Genomic DNA, 17,083 nt, shown 5'->3' on the forward strand with positions numbered 1-17,083 from the left:
GAAGCATCAGCTTGCGAAACGCATCATGCGGGATTGGGCTGCGGTGCGCGTTGATGCGCATCAAGAATTTAGCCTACAGACAAAATAATGGTATTAATACAAGTCGAGAGGGGAGGTGGCGAGCCTGACCCCCGGCACTAGCATCAAAAGCTGTGGCTGCTTCCTTCCGGACCTGACCAAGTTCACCTTCTAGCTATGCGGGGAGGCCCGCCGTCGAGTGCTTTGGCACGCTTTACAGCGCGCAAAACAACGATAGGGCGCAACTATACCACAAGCTGCGCCGATTGCCATGCCTTGGCGAGGCTATCTTGCGTTGAATCTGATTTGATCGCTGTATAGAGCCAAGTCGTTGCGGCTTCGATGCTCATTCTGCCTGCGGGCAAGGCATTGATTTGATGCATGAAGTCGCCCGCCGCATAATGTCCTTGGCGGACTTCGCCGCGGATACATTGAGTGCAGTTAATGAAGGTAGTGCCCTGTTCTGCTAGGTGCAATAATGTCGATTGTAGGTAGGTATGAGCTGGTGGATTACCGCTGCCATAGGTTTCCATGGCAATACCATCGATTGTTTGATTGGCAAGGCTTTGAACTAACCAGCTTTCTGTGCCGGGAAAGAGCTTAATCGGCAAAATTCTTAAACTGGGATCGACAGGCTGAAAAAAATAATTACTGGTGGGAGCACTTGGCCACGTTCCTTGCCAGTTTGGCGCAAAGAATGCTGCGTCCGCATCGGCATCCAGTTTTTTGACGAAAACTCCAGGCAATACTTGCCCGCCAAAGGCGACCAAGATCCCTGCTTGTTGAGCTGTCGCGGCGCGGATGGCTAATTCGACGTTCGCAGTGGCGTCGCTACCAGATTCTAACCATGGGCGTTGAGATCCGGTAACCACCACGGGTTTGGCGATCTGCATGAGCTGCCAATGTAAGGCGGCTGCGGTCCAAGCTAACGTGTCTGTCCCGTGCAACACAATAAAGCCATCAAAATGATGATAGTTATCATGGATGTCTTGCGCGATGCGTAGCCAATCTTTGGGTTGCATGCTCGATGAATCGAGTAGTTGTGGATATTCGCGCAGGGTCAGTTCAATTTGATGGAGTTGTAAACGCGCTAATAATTTCTGCAAGGGTTCTTGCAGTACGCCCACAGCGGGTGCTAGCCCTTGCGTGGTGGGAATGCAGCCTATGGTGCCGCCGGTATAGAGGCAAAGTATGCGTTGAGCTGCTAGCTTAGGCGTTGGCATGTTAGAATCCTTGTCTGTTCAGGAGGCATATCATGGTTATCGTTGATAATCGCAAGGCGTTTCACGACTTCTTTATTGAAGAAAAGCTCGAAGCAGGGATTGTGTTAGAAGGTTGGGAAGTTAAATCCATCCGTGCTGGTCGCGTGCAAATTAAAGAAGCCTATGTGATTCATAAAGATGGCGATTTTTATCTGTTTGGCTGCCATATTTCTCCGTTGCTCAATGCGTCATCGCATGTGCTGCCCGATGTGGTTCGTACGCGCAAGCTATTACTTAAACAAAGTGAAATTGATAAGTTAGCGATTAAGGTCGACCGATCTGGCTATACCGTCGTGCCGGTCAATATGCATCTTAAAAATGGCTTTATTAAGCTTGAGATTGGTCTGGCTAAAGGTAAGAAGCAACACGATAAACGCCAAACAGAAAAAGATCGTGAATGGGTGCGTGAAAAAGCACGTATTGTGCGCGATGCCACAAAGCAAGGCTAATAGCCCCGATTTACCCAAAGAAAAAGCCGAGCTGAGTTCGGCTTTTTTTATGTTTAAAATTAAGGCTGATCGCCGATTTTTCCTTCTTTACCCTTCATTAAGCCAATGATGTTTTGTTTGTGGCGATGGATCAGCAAAACGGCAATGACCGTGACTGCTCCGAGATAAATTGGCTGATTCGGCATTAACCACGCCGTGAGTAGCGGCGAGAGTCCCGCTGCAATTAAGGCTGAGAGTGATGAAATTTTGAGAACTTTGGCAACAAAAATCCAAATCGCTAAGGTCGCCAAGCCTAACCAGATATTGAGCGCTAATAAAATCCCAGCAGCAGTCGCAACCCCTTTTCCGCCTTTAAATTTAAAGAAAATGGGCCACATATGGCCCACGGTGACTGCAATAGCTACGGCTGCGATTGCATGTGTATAGCTTTCTGAGCCGACCGCGCCCAATCCAATATGCGGTGCAATTTGCTGTGCAGCAAAAACGGCAACCCAGCCTTTGAGCGCATCGCCCAATAGCGTAAATGCGGCAGCTTTTTTATTGCCTGAGCGCAGTACATTGGTTGCGCCGGGATTGTTGGAACCATAAGTGCGCGGGTCAGCCAAGCCCATTGTATTGGACACAATGACGGCAAAAGAGAGGGAGCCTAATAAATAGGCGGCGAGAATCAGCAGTGACATTAGCAGCGACATCCATATTTCCACTACAATCGAAGGCTTTCGATTCTAAGCTAAACTGGCCTTGCCCTCAAATTGGATCTAATTGGGTGGATAAGCCGGTGGTAAAATATTCATGGATATAATTTATTTGCAGCAAGTACGCGCCAGCACTGTATTGGGTTGGTATGACTGGGAGCGTGTTAAAGCACAAGTGGTTGAGCTGGATTTAGAAATCGGCTTGCCATCAAGCAGGGCGAGCGTTTCGGATCATTTGAACGATACGATTGATTACGACAAAGTCGTTACACAAATTCGCCAAGACCTCGCAGAGAAGCATTTTTTACTGCTTGAGGCCTTGGCTGAACATATTGCGAAAATCGTCCTTCATGATTTTGGTGCGCCTTGGATTAAAGTTTCGGTGACCAAATTAGGTATTTTGCAAGATGTGGCGAAAGTAGGGGTCACCATTGAGCGGGGCCGTCGTGGGTAGTATTGCATGGGTATTGGTTATAAGCCTTTAATTGATGATGCTTAGCGGTTGATACCCGTTGCAATGACTGTGTCATTATTAATAATTATATTTGTCTGTGCTATTGAACTTTTATGCTTTCAACCCCACTAAGCTAATAACGTTAACGAATTAACAAGGACTCAGAATGGCACGTTTTGCTAAAACTTTGATGGTTGTGATGATGAGCACTACTTTATTTGCGGCCAATATCGCGGAAGCAAAACGAGTTGGCGGTGGTCGTTCAGGCGGTATGCAACGTCAAGCGGCACCTGCTCCGCAACGTAATAACAACGTTCAGCAGCAACCACAACAACAGCCAATGGCACCCGCACAAAAATCGGGCGGTATGGGAATGATGGGCGGTGTATTGGGTGGCTTAGCAGCAGGCTCATTACTCGGTTATATGTTTGGCTCGAATAATGCTTCAGGTGCAGCACAAGGTGAGAGCGGTGTGCCTTGGGGGACGCTATTGTTGCTTGGTGCTTTAACAGCGGGTGGTGTGATGTGGATGCGCCGTCGTAAACAAGCTCAAGTCGCGCAGCAAAGTAATGGTATGGCCTATGCAGGAGCCTCAGCGGCGCCAGCGCCGTTGTTTCCACAGCCACAATCAGCGCAGCCTGCTCAGCAAGATCGAGTATTCCGGATTGGCGAAGGTGCAGGTAGTGCTGCTCCTGCTGCAACGGGTGGATTATTTGGTGGCGGTGCTGCTGCACAGCAACAGAGCTCGCCAATCACTCGTCTACCGGATGGCACTGAAGTGGCAGCCTTTTTGCGCCAAGCACGTGCGAGCTTTATGCATATGCAATCGCTTAATTCGCCTTCACAAGCCGAGGAAATGCGCCGTTATATGACGCCAGAGTTGTTTGCTGATCTGAAAGATGAAATTGGCAGCAACACTGATGTGGCGGAGTTCCCAGAGTTGAACTTGAATGTGCTTGAAGCGGTGAACGAAAGCGGTCGTATGATTGCTAGCGTTGAATTTACCGGTCGTGTGAGCGAAAGTTTGCATGCGGCACCTGTTCCATTCCGTGAAATCTGGCACTTCGTGCGCCCGATCGGTAGCGATCCACGCTGGTTGTTGGCAGGGATTCAGCAAGCATAAGCTTAAAGATGTTGAATTAAACACGATTAAATACAAAAGCCCTTCAGGTCTTTGCGACTTGATGGGCTTTTTCACATACAATTTAGTTTGACAAAATAATTATCGAGACTTGCCCGTGAAGTCAGTCAAAATTTTCGCTTTGCTATTGCCACTGATGTTTGTGCTGAGTGGTTGCGATCAAGTATTAGAATTGGTGAATAAGCAAAAAGCCAACGGTAAAGCGGTGGGCGCATCGTGTCGTCATAGCGGTCGTTCATTAGAAGATTGCTATCGCCGTAATGCTAGGGTCGCTAAAGCCGATATTTATGCAGGCTGGAAAGAAATGAATGAATATATGCAGGCGAAAAAAATCACCGAGGTCGCTCCGCCCCCCGATGTGAAAACGGGTTCATTATCGCCGATTGCGGAGATCGATTTAGACGCGAAAGCATCTGCTGTGGAAGAGGCCTCTGCGCCTGTTGCTGCCAAAACGGCAAAATAAGAATAATTTTGGTATAGGTAAAAAATGCGTCCATTATTGGCACAGACTCAATTATTTTCATCACTGAGTGATGAAGAGTTACTTAAAGTCGAATCGGTTGGTAAACAACGTCAAATCGCTAAAGGTTCCGTCTTATTTTATGAAGATGATCCTGTCGAGTGCATGTATGTTTTGCTGGAAGGTCGTTTAAAACTCTATTCAAGTAATGACAGCGGTCGAGAGTTTGTTTATCACGTTGCAGATCCGGGTATTTCATTTGGTGAGTTGGCTTTATTTTGTGATGAGCGCCGCTCTATTTGCGCTGAAGCGGAGAGTGACTGCTTGGTGATGAGCATTTATAAAGCGGACTTTATGGCTTTATTGCAAAGTAATCCTGAGCTTAAAGATCAGATGTTGATTGGTGCAATGACGGTGATCAATTCGCTAGCCGTAATGGTTCGTGATTTTGCATTGAAAGACGTTTATGGCCGTGTACGGGTGTTATTTGAGCGTTTAGCGCAACCGACTGATGAGGGTTTACTGATTGACGAGCAAATGAGTCAACAAGACATCGCAGATCGAGTGGGGGCATCACGCGAGATGATTGCTAAAATCATGCGTGAATTAGTCGCTGGGGGCTACGTTGAAACAGGTCGAAAACGATTGTTGCTGTTAAAAAAATTACCAGAACAGTTTTAATCCAGAACAGTATGCAGTAGAAAATAATATTAATCACGCTCAGCGTTAATTACAGGGTTTTTTTATGCTATCGATTTTACAAAAAGTACCATTGCTGGCTGGGTTTTCAGATGAGCAACTTGAATACATGGTGCAAGTTGGCGTGAAACGTACGATGCCAAAAGGTGCTTTTGTCTTTCGCGAGGGCGATCCAGCAGAAGGCATGTACGTACTGCTGGAAGGGCAAGCACGTTTTTTTAGTAGCGATAATCAAGGCAAAGAATTCGTGTTTATGCTGGCTGAACCGGGTGATGCCATCGGTGAAATTTCTTTGCTCGATGATGAACCACGCGGTTGGTCAGTGCAATGTGAAGAAAACTGTGTGTTCTTGATGTTTACCAAGCATGAATTTCGTGAGGCATTAAACCGTGAGCCTCAAGTGAAAGACTTGGTGATTGCTAATTTAGCAAAAATGGTGCGTACGCTATCAACCACCATGAAAAATTTAGCTTTGCTTGATGTTTACGGGCGAGTTCGTGCTTTGTTTGAGTCGATGCTTGAAATGGTGGATGGGCAGGAAATGATTTCTCAGCCACTGACCCAACAAGCCATCGCTGATCGGGTTGGCTCATCACGTGAAATGATTGCGCGAATTTTGAAAGAGTTGGTGTTTGGTGGTTATATCCGTTTGGAAAATAAACGAATTATCATTGTGCAAAAATTGCCGGAACGATTCTAATTAATGGACCACTAATTAAAAAGGCGAGCGATGCTCGCCTTTTTTAATGCCAGCCCACCGCTGAACGACGCTGCTGAGTAAACCGCATTGATCAGCCAAAGAACTAAGAGATATTGAGATCTTAGCTTTAAAGCATGAGATTATTTTGAAACAGCGCTAGCTGCCGCCGTCGGCTGGCTCGCTTTACTGGTTTCACTGGGCTTGGGTAAGTACAAGGGGCCTTTAAAGCCGCAGGCGCTAAGAGTGAAGGCAAACAATACAAAGGTCATTAGAGCGCGCATAAGGGCAGGGCTTGTCAGTGGTAGAATTGGTATTTTAGCATGGCAGATCAGCGCCGAGTGCTGTCAAAATGGCTTTAGCCACAAAGGATAGAAATGACCGAATCTGAATTTTTAGATCTGAGCGACGCCGTATTTGCGCAAGTTGAAATGGCACTTGATGACGTTGACTTTGATGTTGATACCCTGCGTGCAGGCAATGTGTTGGAAATTGAGTTTGAAGACGGTAGCAAAGTGATTGTGAATCGTCATGCTGCCAATCAAGAAATTTGGTTGGCCGCGCGCTCAGGCGGTTATCACTATCGCTTGATTGAAGGCCAGTGGATTAATACTCGCGGTGATGGCGAATTGTTTGCCGATGTGGCTACGGCAATTAGTGCGCATGCAGGCGAAGCATTTAGTTTTTGATGGATATTTTGCTGTGGCTGGTTGGGTTATTTGCATCGGCTTTTTTATCAGCTACCGTTTTACCCGGTAATTCAGAAGCCGCTTTATTAGCCGCTCTGCACTTTAAACCTAGTTTGGGCTTACTGGCGGTCACGGTGGCTTCGCTGGGTAATATTCTGGGTGGGCTGTTAACGGTCTGGATGGGGCGAAAATTACCGCCAGCCCCGCAAAAACCGTGGTTACAAAAGTTGCAAAAACTGGGGCCAATCAGCTTGCTGATGTCGTGGTTGCCGATTGTGGGTGATGCGGTTTGCGGTTTGGCAGGATGGTTGCGCTGGCCGTGGTGGTCGGTGACGCTCTATCTATCGATTGGCAAAATAGCCCGCTATTTAGCGATTTATGTTTTGTTTAATTAGTTGCTTACTTGCAAAAACGCTGTTCAGCCACGTCAGACTCTATGTGATCAATCGCGTGGATCATCATGAAACAACGAGCATGCCAACGTTTGTCTTGCGAAAGAGCGGAGATCTTGTGAAGCAAAAAATCATCACGATTATCTTGATGTTGAGTATGGCGATCATGCCAGTTCATGCCGCCGATATCCCCGATTTTGGTGATGTATCACAACAGGGTTTGAGTACGCAGCAAGAGCGTGAAATCGGTGAGAATGCAATGCGCCAAATTCGGCGCAGTGGCGCGATGATGGATGACCCAGAAATTGTGGCGTACCTAAGTCAGATGGGGCATCGCTTAACGGATGCTGCCGAAGTCAACGAGCAGCCATTTACTTTTTTCCCACTGCTTAATGACAACGTGAATGCCTTTGCAATGCCAGGTGGATTTATTGGTGTGCATACGGGTTTGCTTGTGCAAGCTCAGCATGAGTCTGAAGTCGCCAGCGTATTAGCGCATGAAATTGCCCACGTCAGTCAGCGGCATATTGCGCGATTGATCGATGGGACTAAATCCGGTGTTTGGCTTTCATTAGGCTCAATTGCTTTGGCCTTGTTAGCCGCTCAAGCTGGGCATGGCGATGCAGCAGTGGCGGCTATTGCCGCAGGTACGGGTTTGGCTGTGCAAAAGCAATTGGATTTTACTTATTCATTTGAGCAAGAAGCAGATCGTATCGGAATGCAAACGCTAAAAAAAGCTGGCTATGACCCCAACGCCATGGTGACTTTTTTTGAGCGATTACAAAAACACAATCGTTTATACGAGAATAATGCGCCTGATTTTTTGCGTACCCATCCGGTGACGTATAAGCGCATTTCGGATGCGCAAGCTCGTTCTGGTGAATTTAAATTTAAACCCGTTCCTGATAGCCTAGAGTTTTTATTTATTCGCGAAAAAAGTCGCGCCTTGCAAATGGGGGGGCGTGAAGGTGTACCGTATTACACGCATATTATTGCTGAAAAGCGTTTCGCCAATGAAACCGCCCAACGCTACGGTCTAGCGTATTCGCATTATTTATTGCGGCAGTACGATTTAGCATGGGCGGCGATGCTAGAGGCAAAAGCCAGCTTAGGAGTCGAGAAAGGAAAAAGCGGCAAAAGCCATCCGATGCTGGAGTTTTTAGCGGGGAACATTAAAATTGGCCAAGGACAATTTGCGCAGGCTGAACAACTTTTTCAAGAAGCCACACTCCGTTTTCCTGCGAGTCGCGCCTTGGTGTATGGCTTAATTGACGCACAAATTGCTGCTAACAATTTAAGTGCAGCACAGGCCAGCATTATGGATGCTTTAGAACTTTACCCATCCGATGCTTGGCTGTATCAGCGCATGGCAAAAATGTATGCTAAAAAAGGTGACTTGATGCGACAGTATCAGGCGCAAGGCGAATATTATGTTAGGCTGCAGGAATATGCCCCTGCATTTGAACAGTTCGATTTAGCATTGAAACAGCCGGGCAATGATTTTTATTTATTATCCAGTATCGAAGCGCGGATTCGCCAGTTGCGTGAATTGCAAAATTCGCCAGCTAAATAAGCTTGTCGATTCTGGCCGATTTTTAGATTTAAGTTATTATTCTCAGCAAAATGATCTAATCAGGTTCATTTTGCTGTTCTTTTATGCCAAAAGGAAGAACGATGAAACATTTACTCTCCGCTGTAGTCCTAATGAGCTGTTCTCTTAGCGTCATCGCAGCGACTGCTGCAAAAGTTGAAACCACCGATACCGGTATTCAAATTACCACCTTGAAAGCCGGTACGGGTGCTGCACCTAAAGCCACTGATACCGTGACTGTGCACTACCGCGGCACATTGGCTGATGGCAAAGAATTTGATAGCTCGTACAAACGTGGTCAGCCAGCAACATTTCCATTGAGTGGCGTGGTGCCTTGCTGGACTGAAGGTGTGCAAAAAATCAAAGTCGGCGGTAAAGCCAAACTGGTTTGCCCGCCGCAACTGGCTTACGGCAGTCGTGGTGTGCCCGGTGTAATTCCAGCCGATGCGACCTTGACGTTCGAAGTTGAAGTTTTAGCCACTAAATAATCATGTCGGCGGGAAGCCGGCATAAACAAGGAGTTATTATGTTAAAGCTAGTCATTCCCGCCGCATTATTGTTGAGCTTGAGTGCTTGTGATCAAGGCGCTCAGCTAGCCCAACAAGCCGCCTCATCGGTCGCCGCCGTGGTTGGCCAAGAAGTCAAAAATCAAGCCAATGCGGTGATTGATGAAACCGTGGGGCAAGCCAACGAAGCGCTCGCACCACTGGGTATTGACGCCAGCAAAGTGGGCAGTGCACTGAAAGACAAAACATCGGCCTTGGTTGCTCAAGCCATTAAACCGAATGCCAATTGGCAAGCACTCAGCGGCTTGACTGGAAAAACAGCAGCCGAGATCGGCTTGTTTACCGCAGTGAGCCCCATCGAAGCCGACTTGAATACGCTCTTAGGCACTGATGCCGCAGCGGTGAAAGCTGCGCTGGGTGGTGCGATTTTGAAACAAGAGCGTGTGATGTATTTGCTCAATGAGCAGAAAGGCAATGCGACGTGGTTGCTGATTGATGGCGACAATCGCAAGCTTGAAGTGGGGCAAATTGAAAACGGCAAGTTGAAAAACTTTGCCAGCCAAGGCGAAGCTTTGCACCGCCCGAGTGATATTCAAGCGTTGATTACCAAAAACGTAAAATAATTTGCAAAGGGTATTTGGCTCTAGGTAATGATTTTGATTGCTTATAGCTCTATACCCTTTATTTTATTGAAATCGCGGTCAGCGGTGGTAAACCATTTGCCGCCCGTGCAGTTTGACAGGCGGGATTGGGTTGGCCCAATTCATCGTGCACATAAAATTCGCGACAAGTACTGGAGCGGTGATGGTAAATACTGCATCGGCTACTTTTACCGACTTCCCCTTCAAAGCACACACAACGCGGTTTTTCTTGATTCGTTCCGGCCATCGCAGCGTAAAACGGCGTAATCGGAATGACTTTATCGGCAGGCACGCCAATCGCGTCTTCCGCTAAGCCGCCAGCAATTTCCCCGACATAAAACGACACGCGAAAGTGATTACAGCAAGCGCCACAGCTCGCACAAACATGGTCGTCGCCATCGGGCATATCGACAAATACGCGGCCATCGTCTTGGATTAGTTTGATCTGTTGGTCTGATGTATTCATTTTTTTACTTATATGTATTGCCAGCTAAACTTTGTTTGTTAATGCCTAGCAGCCAATACCTTGTACACTTAGGTGGTGTTCAGATTTGCTGTTGATGCATTGCCGCGCTCGTTGAGCTGGGTCTTAAAATCCCGTCTAAGCGCACCGAGCGAGGGAGCGAGACAAGCGGTTTTATCGTTTGGCTCACGACAGATCGAGGGCATCGGGGACCGATGCGCGCCCGGGTCGCCTTCTTTTGCTTACTTTTCTTGGCGAAGCAAGAAAAGTAAGTCCCCGTCGCGGATTGCGACTGTAAAACAGTGTGCCGCAGGCACTATAAACATTCCTAATCTGAAAAATGTAAATTAGGCAGCTAAAACCGCATTCTGTTTCACAATCAACTCGCCAATGCCTTTTTCCGCTAAATCCAGCAGCGCATTCATTTCGCTGCGGCTAAACGCTTCGCCTTCGGCTGTACCTTGGATTTCGATGAATTTACCGGCGGCGGTCATTACGACATTCATATCGGTTTCGCAGGCTGAGTCTTCGATGTAATCCAAATCGAGTAGCGGTGTCGTGCCAACCACGCCCACTGAAACAGCCGCTACGGCTTCGCGAATCGGGCTCGATGCCAGTTTACCCGCCGCGATTAGGCCGTTTATGGCGTCGGTCAGCGCGACAAACGCGCCAGTAATACTCGCGGTACGCGTGCCGCCATCGGCTTGGATGACGTCGCAATCAATCGTAATTTGGCGCTCGCCCAGCGCTTTCATATCCACCACTGCGCGCAGTGAACGACCGATCAGGCGTTGGATTTCTTGCGTGCGGCCCGATTGCTTGCCCGCAGCAGCTTCGCGTTTCATGCGGCTGCCCGTTGAGCGCGGCAACATGCCGTATTCTGCCGTCACCCAGCCTTCACCTTTGCCTTTCAAAAACGGAGGCACTTTCTCTTCGACGCTGGCGGTACACAATACTTTGGTGTTACCGAACTCAACCAGTACGCTGCCTTCTGCGTGGCAAGTGTAGTTGCGCGTTAAAGTGACGGTGCGAAGTTCGTTTGGCTCGCGTTGTGAAGGGCGCATGGCAGTTCCTGAAAGCAAGATTGAATGCGCGCAGTATACCGCACGGCAAGCCGCACTGCTTTGCGGGATAAGATCGTGCATGCTGCGGTTATTTTATCTGGCTGATACTTACGCCTGTTTTGTTTTATGATGTTGGCAAACTAAAAAGGATGCAAAAAATGAAAAATGTGATCGGTGGATTTAGCCTCGGTACTCTCATTGCTGTTGCGCTGTCATGGAGTGCTAATCACTCCATTCTTTGGGCGATTATTCATGGATTTTTGAGCTGGTTTTATGTGATTTTTTATTTTCTATTTCGCTGAGCGGGATGGTTTTTCAGGGTATCAATAAGCGTTAGCGCATTGCACTTTCAGCTAGAGTGGCGGTGTAATGCGCTTCGCTTATGACACTCTACGGGCTTTTTCAAACGACTTAATTTGATGAAACGGTAATGATTTTTTGCATAGAACTGAGTTAACGTTGCATAGTGATGCAGCACAGGACGTCATCGTTATTTGGATTGCGCCCTGCGTCGAGTTATTGCTTTAGTTTGTTCGTTTATCTGTTGGTCTTTGTGGGGGTAGAACGACTTCGATGGCGCTTAAGTCTATATTTTGTTTGCTGACTAATTGATTAATCAGAGCAACTGTTTTTAATATCTGCTCATCAAAATCAAATTTATTATCTTGTGCCGTTGTTGCGTAGCTGCGGATATAGACTAGGCATTTTCCATCTTGGGCAAGTGGATCAATTGTAAAATCAACACGATTTTTCTTATCGATTTTTATTTTAAACATCAGCGCTGATTTGTCTGTTAAACCAATTTTGCGTTCAACCATTCCATCGCCATAGCCGAAGTTAGGGATAGTTTTGCTGATATCGGATTGAAGTTGTTTGCAGTCATTATTTGCCACCGTGGTTTTATAAAAGACCGAAGTATTGGCAAAAAAATGATCAACAATTTGTGGGCTTAATTCGGGTGTTACATACATTGCCAGTTTTTGATTCCAAGGACGAGTATCGACCATTCGTGAATCAGCGAAGCTAAAACGGTGAACCTTGCTGCCATTTTCCTCTGTCACTTTGTAATTAGTATCCAATTGAAGGTAGTGCTCAATGAGCATATTCGATGGACTGCCTAGCATGGGTTGAATAATGAGCATATATTGATCATTATTTTTAACTAGATATTTGGTTTGATACTCAACATTAGCGCCACCCCCTGCAAGTATAGATAATGCGGCCAGTGCATTTGCCGCTGATAACGGTGAATCCGCTGAAACAGGCGTGTGCAGCGAATCAAATTGCTCAATAGGTTTTTTTTCATTTTTAAGAGCGGAAATTGACGAATTAACATACCCGTTTTGGGGCGTGTAATTTGCTAGTTTTGATTCTTTAAATTGATATTCTGTTAATTTAACTGGGCTTTCGCTTGCCATGACACTGATTGATATCAATAAACTAAGTGCTGCCAATTTCATTCTGCATATCCTTATCGTGAATAGGGTATTTATTTTATCGGAAATAGTAATCTGTATTTCGTATTAGATAATCAGTGTATCGATGCTTCAGGTTTTTTTCAATTTACTTATTGCTTCTGTGACATTTATAAATCGATCAATATCAAATATTGCCATTTTCGCTCAATGTATTTTCCGCGTACTTGCGACTCTTCTTTCGACGTTTACTGTTTCGCGTCGAGCTATGTTTCGTGGTTTTGGTGTATGTTGTTACAGTCATTAATTTATAATGGTTTGGTGGTGATACCTCAAGATTTTTTTAGTCTATTGATGTTTTCATGAGCGGAGGAAGTTGCCGTAGACATACTGTTTGATCGGCATAATGACGTGAATAGACTGATTATTCTCGTCTCTGGCTTGCTAAAAGGTTACAACTTGTTAAATAATTTGTTTTTTTGATAGAGTCGCTAACGTGAAATCATTTCTGATCCTTTCTGTATTACTTTTGGCAACAGGCTGCAGCACTGTTGTGCCGCAATCGAATTTGCAAATGGAGTCAGTGGTAGAGCAACAATTGGCGCAAATTCCAGCAGGCGTTGCAGGCAAGAGAGAAGCATTTTTATTGGTGATTGCTGGCTACGATCAGCCTGCCGTGTTTAGTAATGAAATGAAACTAGCTGCCAAGCAGTTGGGCAAAGCGTTTAACGCAGAATCAAGAACTTTGATGTTGAGTAATTCAACGCAAGACGCTCAGTCCATTTCGCAAGTGACGCCGTTTCGATTACAGAAGACTATTGAGCAGTTCTCGCAGAAAATGAATGCCGATGAAGACTTGTTCGTGGTGTATATCGTTTCGCACGGTAGCAAAGACGGCGCGGCCTTAAAACAAAGCGGCGTGCCGCTGGTTTTGCTCTCTCCTTATCAGTTGCAGCTTGCCTTGCTGGAAGCGCCGACACCGTGGAAAGCGGTCTTTATTTCTGCCTGCTATTCGGGGGTATTTATGGATACCTTAAAAACCAGTAAATCGATGGTGATGACGGCAGCAGATGCAACGCATCCCTCGTTTGGATGTAATTTTGGCCAAAAATATACTTATTTTGGTAATGAGTTACTCAATGATCGTGATTTTACTGCCCCAGTTGATTGGTATTCTGTTTTTCAAGATACAGATAAGAAAGTAAAAGAAAGGGAGCGTGGGCTGCACGTTGACTATTCAAATCCACAGTTTTGGATGGGGCCTGAATTTTCAAAGTATTTGGCGAGTTTTAATGCTGAATCGATCGCGGGCTCAAAGTAAGTCCGAATTGAGCCAGTCAATTTGAGAGTCAGCAAAAATGCCGCCCTAGATTGGGCGGCTTTTTATTGTGTGTAAATGAATGCCTAGCTTTGCTGAGTCAAGTCCAACATTAAACTGACGTTATGGCTGTCGAAGTTGGTGGATAAAACATGGGTTTTTCTTAAAATGATTGGTGCTAGCTAGGCGCATGGCATATCACGCACAAGTAATTATTTACTTTATGCGATGTTAATTGTGTTGGCGGTGTAAAAGTACATGCTTGTTATACTTCGACGCGCAAATGGAGCCATTCTATTGAGTGTGACGATTCGCAATTAATTTTGCTGCCAATTGCCAGCTTGCATAGGCAATTAATAAAGATAATGGATAAAATATAATGTTTAAGAATAGTGTAAGTTCTAAATGGTTCACTCGGACGGCTGCGCTGGTCATGACTACTTTGTTGGCCGCCTGTGGTGGTAGTGGTATTGAAATATCAGTCCGCCCTACACCGACACCGCCGCCTTTAGCTAAACCTTGGACTGGGCCAACTCGTTTTATTGTCACTCAGCCTGAAACTGGGCCACGCAGCACGACGGTCGACGTAGCGGCAGCAGATGGCTCGGTGGTTTTGGATGGTGTACGTCGTAATTTCCAAGCGGATGTGGGCCAAGTGGTTGGGGGGCAGCAGTTGGCCTTTAGTGCTGGCCAACCTTGGCAGGAAGATCCAACGAAACTCTCGCGAAGCACGTTGGTTTTCAATGGTCAACGACAACATTCATTTGATTATCCAGATGGTAAATCACAAAGCGTAGTGGGGGGCGGTACGGTTGAGCAAACGCTGGCCGTGCGCGATTTTATTGCCTTGTGCAGCCCTGAGAAGCGCTATTTCTTGGTGAACGCCAACGCGCAGAATGTCAATGCCGAGATTTTGCCGCAGTTAGCTAATAAAACCTTGTACTCAAAAAACTTTAGCGCGCAAAGTTGTTTGGCTGAGTCAGGCAGTGTGATGGAATTTAATGCGTTTGGTAATGTAACAGTGAGAAATACCAGCACTGGCGCGACGGAGAATATTAGCGCGAATAATATGCAAATACTGGCTAATCGCGGAAGTGTACTGACTGCCGATCGGCAAGGCATACGTAGCTTGAGTATTTTTTCAATGAACGATGGCGCTAGCAGGCGCCTGCTGATTCAGGAATTTGTTGAATATCGTGCTGATCCAAGCAAAAACTATATCCGCATGTGGTATTGATTGCTTTGAGTGAATCAATATTACAAAGTGTTTGTCTAAATGCTCGTTAGAAATAAAAAACCACTCCATTTTTGGAGTGGTTTTTTATTTATAGAACGGAGCTTTTCTCTATTTAAAGAAAGTTATTGTGGTGTATTGGCTTCTATCTCTTAATTAATGATGCTTGGCTGGCAATACATGCAAATATAATTTCAATCGTTGTGATGATTATGATCAATAGGCAAAGTAAGCTTTTATAACGCGAGGGGTAAAGCTTCTTGCTGGTCGATCTTTCCAATGTTCTGGCTGAATGTTGTTTTACTTGTTCAACGATATCGATTGTAGATTTTTTCTAGCGTTCGATTTTTATTGAGTTGCTCCAACGCTTGATTGAGCTGCTCGATTTTAAGTGTACTTTTTTTCGAGAGGGCGCAACGCAGAGGAGCTTTGGGGCCAATTAATAAATAGTTGGGGTTGAGTATTGCGCGTTGCGGGTGGGTTTTGAGTTGGTAGCGATAATAGGTTTCACTGAGTATAGCAAAATCATTGCGGCGATTGGTCAGGTTGATGAGGCTGATTTCCTCGCTCAGGCCATCGAAACGGACAAAATTCTCAGCTAGCACTTTTTCTATTTCAGGGTAGGTGTAACCCAATACGGTGTTGACCGCTTGATGCTTTAAGTCGGAAATTTGTTTGATCGCAGGCGTATTGCGGCGGGTGACTATGGCATCGGCATCCCACGCCATGGTGTCGCTCCAGTTCACATCGGCGGAAATCCACTCTGGCCGCATAAAACACAATAGATCCGCTTGCCCTGCATTGATTATGGCGGCTAGCCGCTTGCGCGGGTAAGCCTTCACTTTGGCTGTATAGCCCAGCTGCGCTGCGATGGCATCGGCACTGTCTTTGATAAAGCCTTGTGTGATCTGATCATTTTCAATTTTCATCCACGGTAGGCTGCGGGTGTTGGTATCAATAAAGATCAACTCTTGCGCTGCACTCAAATTGCAGAGAAAAAAAGTAACAAAGGCGAGTCGATACATTGCTTTTACCAGCCAGTAAGATGAAATCTCAGTGTAGCGTTTGCGCTGAAAATGCAAGGTTTGATTGTCATAAAAAAACCGCCAGCGGCGGTTTTAATTGAGTTTAGTTTCAAGAATTACTCTTCATCAAACACCGCAGTCGTGTAAACCTCTTGCACATCATCCAAGCTTTCTAGCGCGTCGATCAGTTTTTGCATTTTGATCGCGTCGTCGCCTTCAAGCTCGGTTTCACCTTGTGGCTTCATAGTTGACTCGCCCATTTCGGCTTTAAAACCTGCAGCTTCTAGCGTTTCTTTGATCGTCACAAAATCGTACGGTGGCGTGATCACTTCGATTGAACCGTCGTCATTGGTGGTGACATCGTCCGCACCCGCTTCGAGCGCGGCTTCCATCAATGCGTCTTCATTGGTGCCCGGTGCAAAAATCAAATAACCGCAGTGTTTGAATTGGAACGAAACGCAGCCGTCCGAACCCATATTGCCGCCGTATTTGGCAAAAGCGTGGCGTACATCGGCCACGGTGCGCACTTTATTGTCGGTCAGGCAATCCACCATCACCGCCGCGCCGTTCAGGCCATAGCCTTCGTAACGGGTTTCGAGGTAATCGACGCCGTCGAGCGTGCCAGAGCCGCGTTTAACGGCGCTTTCGATATTGTCTTTTGGCATCGATTGCGCTTTGGCTTTATCAATCGCCAAACGCAAACGGGGATTCATCAATACATCGCCGCCGCCCATTTTGGCCGCTACGGTGATTTCTTTGATTAATTTGGTGAAAACTTGGCCGCGTTTGGCATCTTGACGGCCTTTACGGTGTTGAATGTTTGCCCACTTGCTATGACCTGCCATGCTGCACCTGTATTTTTCAATGTGT

The 17,083-nt window shown here is 46.4% G+C and carries 22 protein-coding genes and 1 other RNA gene; 14 read left to right on the forward strand and 9 right to left on the reverse strand.

From position 1 onward, the window contains the following. Positions 1-114: 114 nt before the first annotated feature. Together ffs and K4H28_RS03290 are read right to left on the reverse strand one after the other, a co-directional pair. Positions 115-212: signal recognition particle sRNA small type (ffs, locus tag K4H28_RS03285), an RNA gene on the reverse strand. 51 nt (positions 213-263) lie between these two features. Continuing rightward, on the reverse strand, positions 264-1,241 hold the full coding sequence (locus K4H28_RS03290; RefSeq protein WP_221006985.1) for an asparaginase: 978 nt from the start codon (positions 1,239-1,241) through the stop codon (positions 264-266). Between the two features lie 32 nt (positions 1,242-1,273). Here K4H28_RS03290 and smpB point away from each other — a divergent pair, with 32 nt between their 5' ends. After that, complete coding sequence (gene smpB / locus K4H28_RS03295; protein WP_221006986.1) at positions 1,274-1,729, forward strand: SsrA-binding protein SmpB; 456 nt, start codon at positions 1,274-1,276, stop codon at positions 1,727-1,729. 59 nt (positions 1,730-1,788) lie between these two features. Here smpB and plsY read toward each other — a convergent pair whose 3' ends face one another. Beyond that, positions 1,789-2,409, reverse strand: a complete 621-nt coding sequence (gene plsY / locus K4H28_RS03300) for a glycerol-3-phosphate 1-O-acyltransferase PlsY (protein ID WP_255573606.1) — start codon at positions 2,407-2,409, stop codon at positions 1,789-1,791. A 112-nt stretch (positions 2,410-2,521) separates the two neighbouring features. Between plsY and K4H28_RS03305 the strand changes: the two genes are divergently transcribed. The 5 genes from K4H28_RS03305 to K4H28_RS03325 all read left to right on the forward strand — a co-directional run bounded on the left by K4H28_RS03305 (position 2,522) and on the right by K4H28_RS03325 (position 5,878). Next, the gene (locus tag K4H28_RS03305) at positions 2,522-2,878 is read left to right on the forward strand and encodes a dihydroneopterin aldolase (protein WP_221006988.1); all 357 of its coding nucleotides are present in this window, start codon (positions 2,522-2,524) and stop codon (positions 2,876-2,878) included. A 166-nt stretch (positions 2,879-3,044) separates the two neighbouring features. After that, entirely contained in the window at positions 3,045-4,001 is a 957-nt protein-coding gene (locus tag K4H28_RS03310; protein ID WP_221006989.1) for a Tim44 domain-containing protein, read from the forward strand. 115 nt (positions 4,002-4,116) lie between these two features. Beyond that, complete coding sequence (locus K4H28_RS03315) at positions 4,117-4,482, forward strand: hypothetical protein (RefSeq protein WP_221006990.1); 366 nt, start codon at positions 4,117-4,119, stop codon at positions 4,480-4,482. Between the two features lie 24 nt (positions 4,483-4,506). Further along, positions 4,507-5,160: a Crp/Fnr family transcriptional regulator gene (locus K4H28_RS03320; RefSeq protein ID WP_221006991.1), complete on the forward strand. Its 654-nt coding sequence runs from the start codon at positions 4,507-4,509 to the stop codon at positions 5,158-5,160. Between the two features lie 64 nt (positions 5,161-5,224). After that, positions 5,225-5,878, forward strand: a complete 654-nt coding sequence (locus K4H28_RS03325; protein WP_221006992.1) for a Crp/Fnr family transcriptional regulator — start codon at positions 5,225-5,227, stop codon at positions 5,876-5,878. A gap of 140 nt (positions 5,879-6,018) precedes the next feature. Here K4H28_RS03325 and lptM read toward each other — a convergent pair whose 3' ends face one another. Next, positions 6,019-6,159, reverse strand: a complete 141-nt coding sequence (lptM, locus tag K4H28_RS16910; RefSeq protein WP_373312765.1) for an LPS translocon maturation chaperone LptM — start codon at positions 6,157-6,159, stop codon at positions 6,019-6,021. Between the two features lie 93 nt (positions 6,160-6,252). Between lptM and cyaY the strand changes: the two genes are divergently transcribed. From cyaY to K4H28_RS03355, 5 genes are all read left to right on the forward strand, one after another. Continuing rightward, complete coding sequence (gene cyaY / locus K4H28_RS03335) at positions 6,253-6,564, forward strand: iron donor protein CyaY (RefSeq protein WP_221006994.1); 312 nt, start codon at positions 6,253-6,255, stop codon at positions 6,562-6,564. Beyond that, positions 6,564-6,959, forward strand: a complete 396-nt coding sequence (locus K4H28_RS03340; RefSeq protein WP_255573607.1) for a YqaA family protein — start codon at positions 6,564-6,566, stop codon at positions 6,957-6,959. The genes cyaY and K4H28_RS03340 overlap by 1 nt, the downstream gene beginning before the upstream one ends. Before the next feature lie 115 nt (positions 6,960-7,074). After that, on the forward strand, positions 7,075-8,529 hold the full coding sequence (locus K4H28_RS03345) for a beta-barrel assembly-enhancing protease (protein WP_221006996.1): 1,455 nt from the start codon (positions 7,075-7,077) through the stop codon (positions 8,527-8,529). Positions 8,530-8,630: 101 nt separating this feature from the next. Continuing rightward, positions 8,631-9,035, forward strand: coding sequence for an FKBP-type peptidyl-prolyl cis-trans isomerase (locus K4H28_RS03350; RefSeq protein ID WP_221006997.1), 405 nt, complete (start codon positions 8,631-8,633; stop codon positions 9,033-9,035). Positions 9,036-9,073: 38 nt separating this feature from the next. Continuing rightward, on the forward strand, positions 9,074-9,676 hold the full coding sequence (locus K4H28_RS03355; RefSeq protein ID WP_221006998.1) for a hypothetical protein: 603 nt from the start codon (positions 9,074-9,076) through the stop codon (positions 9,674-9,676). Between the two features lie 58 nt (positions 9,677-9,734). Here the strand turns inward: K4H28_RS03355 and K4H28_RS03360 are convergent, their stop codons facing one another. Beyond that, positions 9,735-10,160 (reverse strand): YkgJ family cysteine cluster protein, encoded by a 426-nt coding sequence (locus K4H28_RS03360; protein ID WP_221006999.1) that lies wholly within the window; start codon positions 10,158-10,160, stop codon positions 9,735-9,737. A 344-nt stretch (positions 10,161-10,504) separates the two neighbouring features. Continuing rightward, on the reverse strand, positions 10,505-11,221 hold the full coding sequence (gene rph / locus K4H28_RS03365) for a ribonuclease PH (protein WP_221007000.1): 717 nt from the start codon (positions 11,219-11,221) through the stop codon (positions 10,505-10,507). A 158-nt stretch (positions 11,222-11,379) separates the two neighbouring features. Here rph and K4H28_RS03370 point away from each other — a divergent pair, with 158 nt between their 5' ends. Then, the gene (locus K4H28_RS03370; protein ID WP_221007001.1) at positions 11,380-11,523 is read left to right on the forward strand and encodes a hypothetical protein; all 144 of its coding nucleotides are present in this window, start codon (positions 11,380-11,382) and stop codon (positions 11,521-11,523) included. Between the two features lie 222 nt (positions 11,524-11,745). Here K4H28_RS03370 and K4H28_RS03375 read toward each other — a convergent pair whose 3' ends face one another. After that, on the reverse strand, positions 11,746-12,681 hold the full coding sequence (locus K4H28_RS03375) for a hypothetical protein (protein ID WP_221007002.1): 936 nt from the start codon (positions 12,679-12,681) through the stop codon (positions 11,746-11,748). Positions 12,682-13,132: 451 nt separating this feature from the next. On the opposite strand from K4H28_RS03375, the gene K4H28_RS03380 reads away from it, so the two are divergent. Together K4H28_RS03380 and K4H28_RS03385 are read left to right on the forward strand one after the other, a co-directional pair. Continuing rightward, complete coding sequence (locus K4H28_RS03380; RefSeq protein ID WP_221007003.1) at positions 13,133-13,957, forward strand: C13 family peptidase; 825 nt, start codon at positions 13,133-13,135, stop codon at positions 13,955-13,957. 376 nt (positions 13,958-14,333) lie between these two features. Beyond that, the gene (locus K4H28_RS03385; RefSeq protein WP_221007004.1) at positions 14,334-15,191 is read left to right on the forward strand and encodes a hypothetical protein; all 858 of its coding nucleotides are present in this window, start codon (positions 14,334-14,336) and stop codon (positions 15,189-15,191) included. A gap of 305 nt (positions 15,192-15,496) precedes the next feature. Here K4H28_RS03385 and K4H28_RS03390 read toward each other — a convergent pair whose 3' ends face one another. Together K4H28_RS03390 and K4H28_RS03395 are read right to left on the reverse strand one after the other, a co-directional pair. After that, complete coding sequence (locus K4H28_RS03390) at positions 15,497-16,213, reverse strand: substrate-binding periplasmic protein (protein WP_221007005.1); 717 nt, start codon at positions 16,211-16,213, stop codon at positions 15,497-15,499. Between the two features lie 116 nt (positions 16,214-16,329). Continuing rightward, a complete protein-coding gene (locus tag K4H28_RS03395) occupies positions 16,330-17,058 on the reverse strand; it encodes a YebC/PmpR family DNA-binding transcriptional regulator (RefSeq protein ID WP_221007006.1) in 729 nt (242 codons plus the stop codon). Positions 17,059-17,083 lie beyond the last annotated feature (25 nt).

It is taken from the genome of Deefgea tanakiae, assembly GCF_019665765.1.
GTDB lineage: Bacteria > Pseudomonadota > Gammaproteobacteria > Burkholderiales > Chitinibacteraceae > Deefgea > Deefgea tanakiae.

What these genes read in the sequence shown, in the direction of transcription:
- K4H28_RS03290 (WP_221006985.1), bottom strand. Translation starts at nt 1,241, where the DNA reads ATGCCAACGCCTAAGCTAGCAGCTCAACGCATACTTTGCCTCTATACC.
- smpB (WP_221006986.1), top strand. Translation starts at nt 1,274, where the DNA reads ATGGTTATCGTTGATAATCGCAAGGCGTTTCACGACTTCTTTATTGAA.
- plsY (WP_255573606.1), bottom strand. Translation starts at nt 2,409, where the DNA reads ATGTCACTGCTGATTCTCGCCGCCTATTTATTAGGCTCCCTCTCTTTT.
- K4H28_RS03305 (WP_221006988.1), top strand. Translation starts at nt 2,522, where the DNA reads ATGGATATAATTTATTTGCAGCAAGTACGCGCCAGCACTGTATTGGGT.
- K4H28_RS03310 (WP_221006989.1), top strand. Translation starts at nt 3,045, where the DNA reads ATGGCACGTTTTGCTAAAACTTTGATGGTTGTGATGATGAGCACTACT.
- K4H28_RS03320 (WP_221006991.1), top strand. Translation starts at nt 4,507, where the DNA reads ATGCGTCCATTATTGGCACAGACTCAATTATTTTCATCACTGAGTGAT.
- K4H28_RS03325 (WP_221006992.1), top strand. Translation starts at nt 5,225, where the DNA reads ATGCTATCGATTTTACAAAAAGTACCATTGCTGGCTGGGTTTTCAGAT.
- lptM (WP_373312765.1), bottom strand. Translation starts at nt 6,159, where the DNA reads ATGCGCGCTCTAATGACCTTTGTATTGTTTGCCTTCACTCTTAGCGCC.
- cyaY (WP_221006994.1), top strand. Translation starts at nt 6,253, where the DNA reads ATGACCGAATCTGAATTTTTAGATCTGAGCGACGCCGTATTTGCGCAA.
- K4H28_RS03340 (WP_255573607.1), top strand. Translation starts at nt 6,564, where the DNA reads ATGGATATTTTGCTGTGGCTGGTTGGGTTATTTGCATCGGCTTTTTTA.
- K4H28_RS03350 (WP_221006997.1), top strand. Translation starts at nt 8,631, where the DNA reads ATGAAACATTTACTCTCCGCTGTAGTCCTAATGAGCTGTTCTCTTAGC.
- K4H28_RS03355 (WP_221006998.1), top strand. Translation starts at nt 9,074, where the DNA reads ATGTTAAAGCTAGTCATTCCCGCCGCATTATTGTTGAGCTTGAGTGCT.
- K4H28_RS03360 (WP_221006999.1), bottom strand. Translation starts at nt 10,160, where the DNA reads ATGAATACATCAGACCAACAGATCAAACTAATCCAAGACGATGGCCGC.
- rph (WP_221007000.1), bottom strand. Translation starts at nt 11,221, where the DNA reads ATGCGCCCTTCACAACGCGAGCCAAACGAACTTCGCACCGTCACTTTA.
- K4H28_RS03370 (WP_221007001.1), top strand. Translation starts at nt 11,380, where the DNA reads ATGAAAAATGTGATCGGTGGATTTAGCCTCGGTACTCTCATTGCTGTT.
- K4H28_RS03375 (WP_221007002.1), bottom strand. Translation starts at nt 12,681, where the DNA reads ATGAAATTGGCAGCACTTAGTTTATTGATATCAATCAGTGTCATGGCA.
- K4H28_RS03385 (WP_221007004.1), top strand. Translation starts at nt 14,334, where the DNA reads ATGTTTAAGAATAGTGTAAGTTCTAAATGGTTCACTCGGACGGCTGCG.
- K4H28_RS03390 (WP_221007005.1), bottom strand. Translation starts at nt 16,213, where the DNA reads ATGTATCGACTCGCCTTTGTTACTTTTTTTCTCTGCAATTTGAGTGCA.
- K4H28_RS03395 (WP_221007006.1), bottom strand. Translation starts at nt 17,058, where the DNA reads ATGGCAGGTCATAGCAAGTGGGCAAACATTCAACACCGTAAAGGCCGT.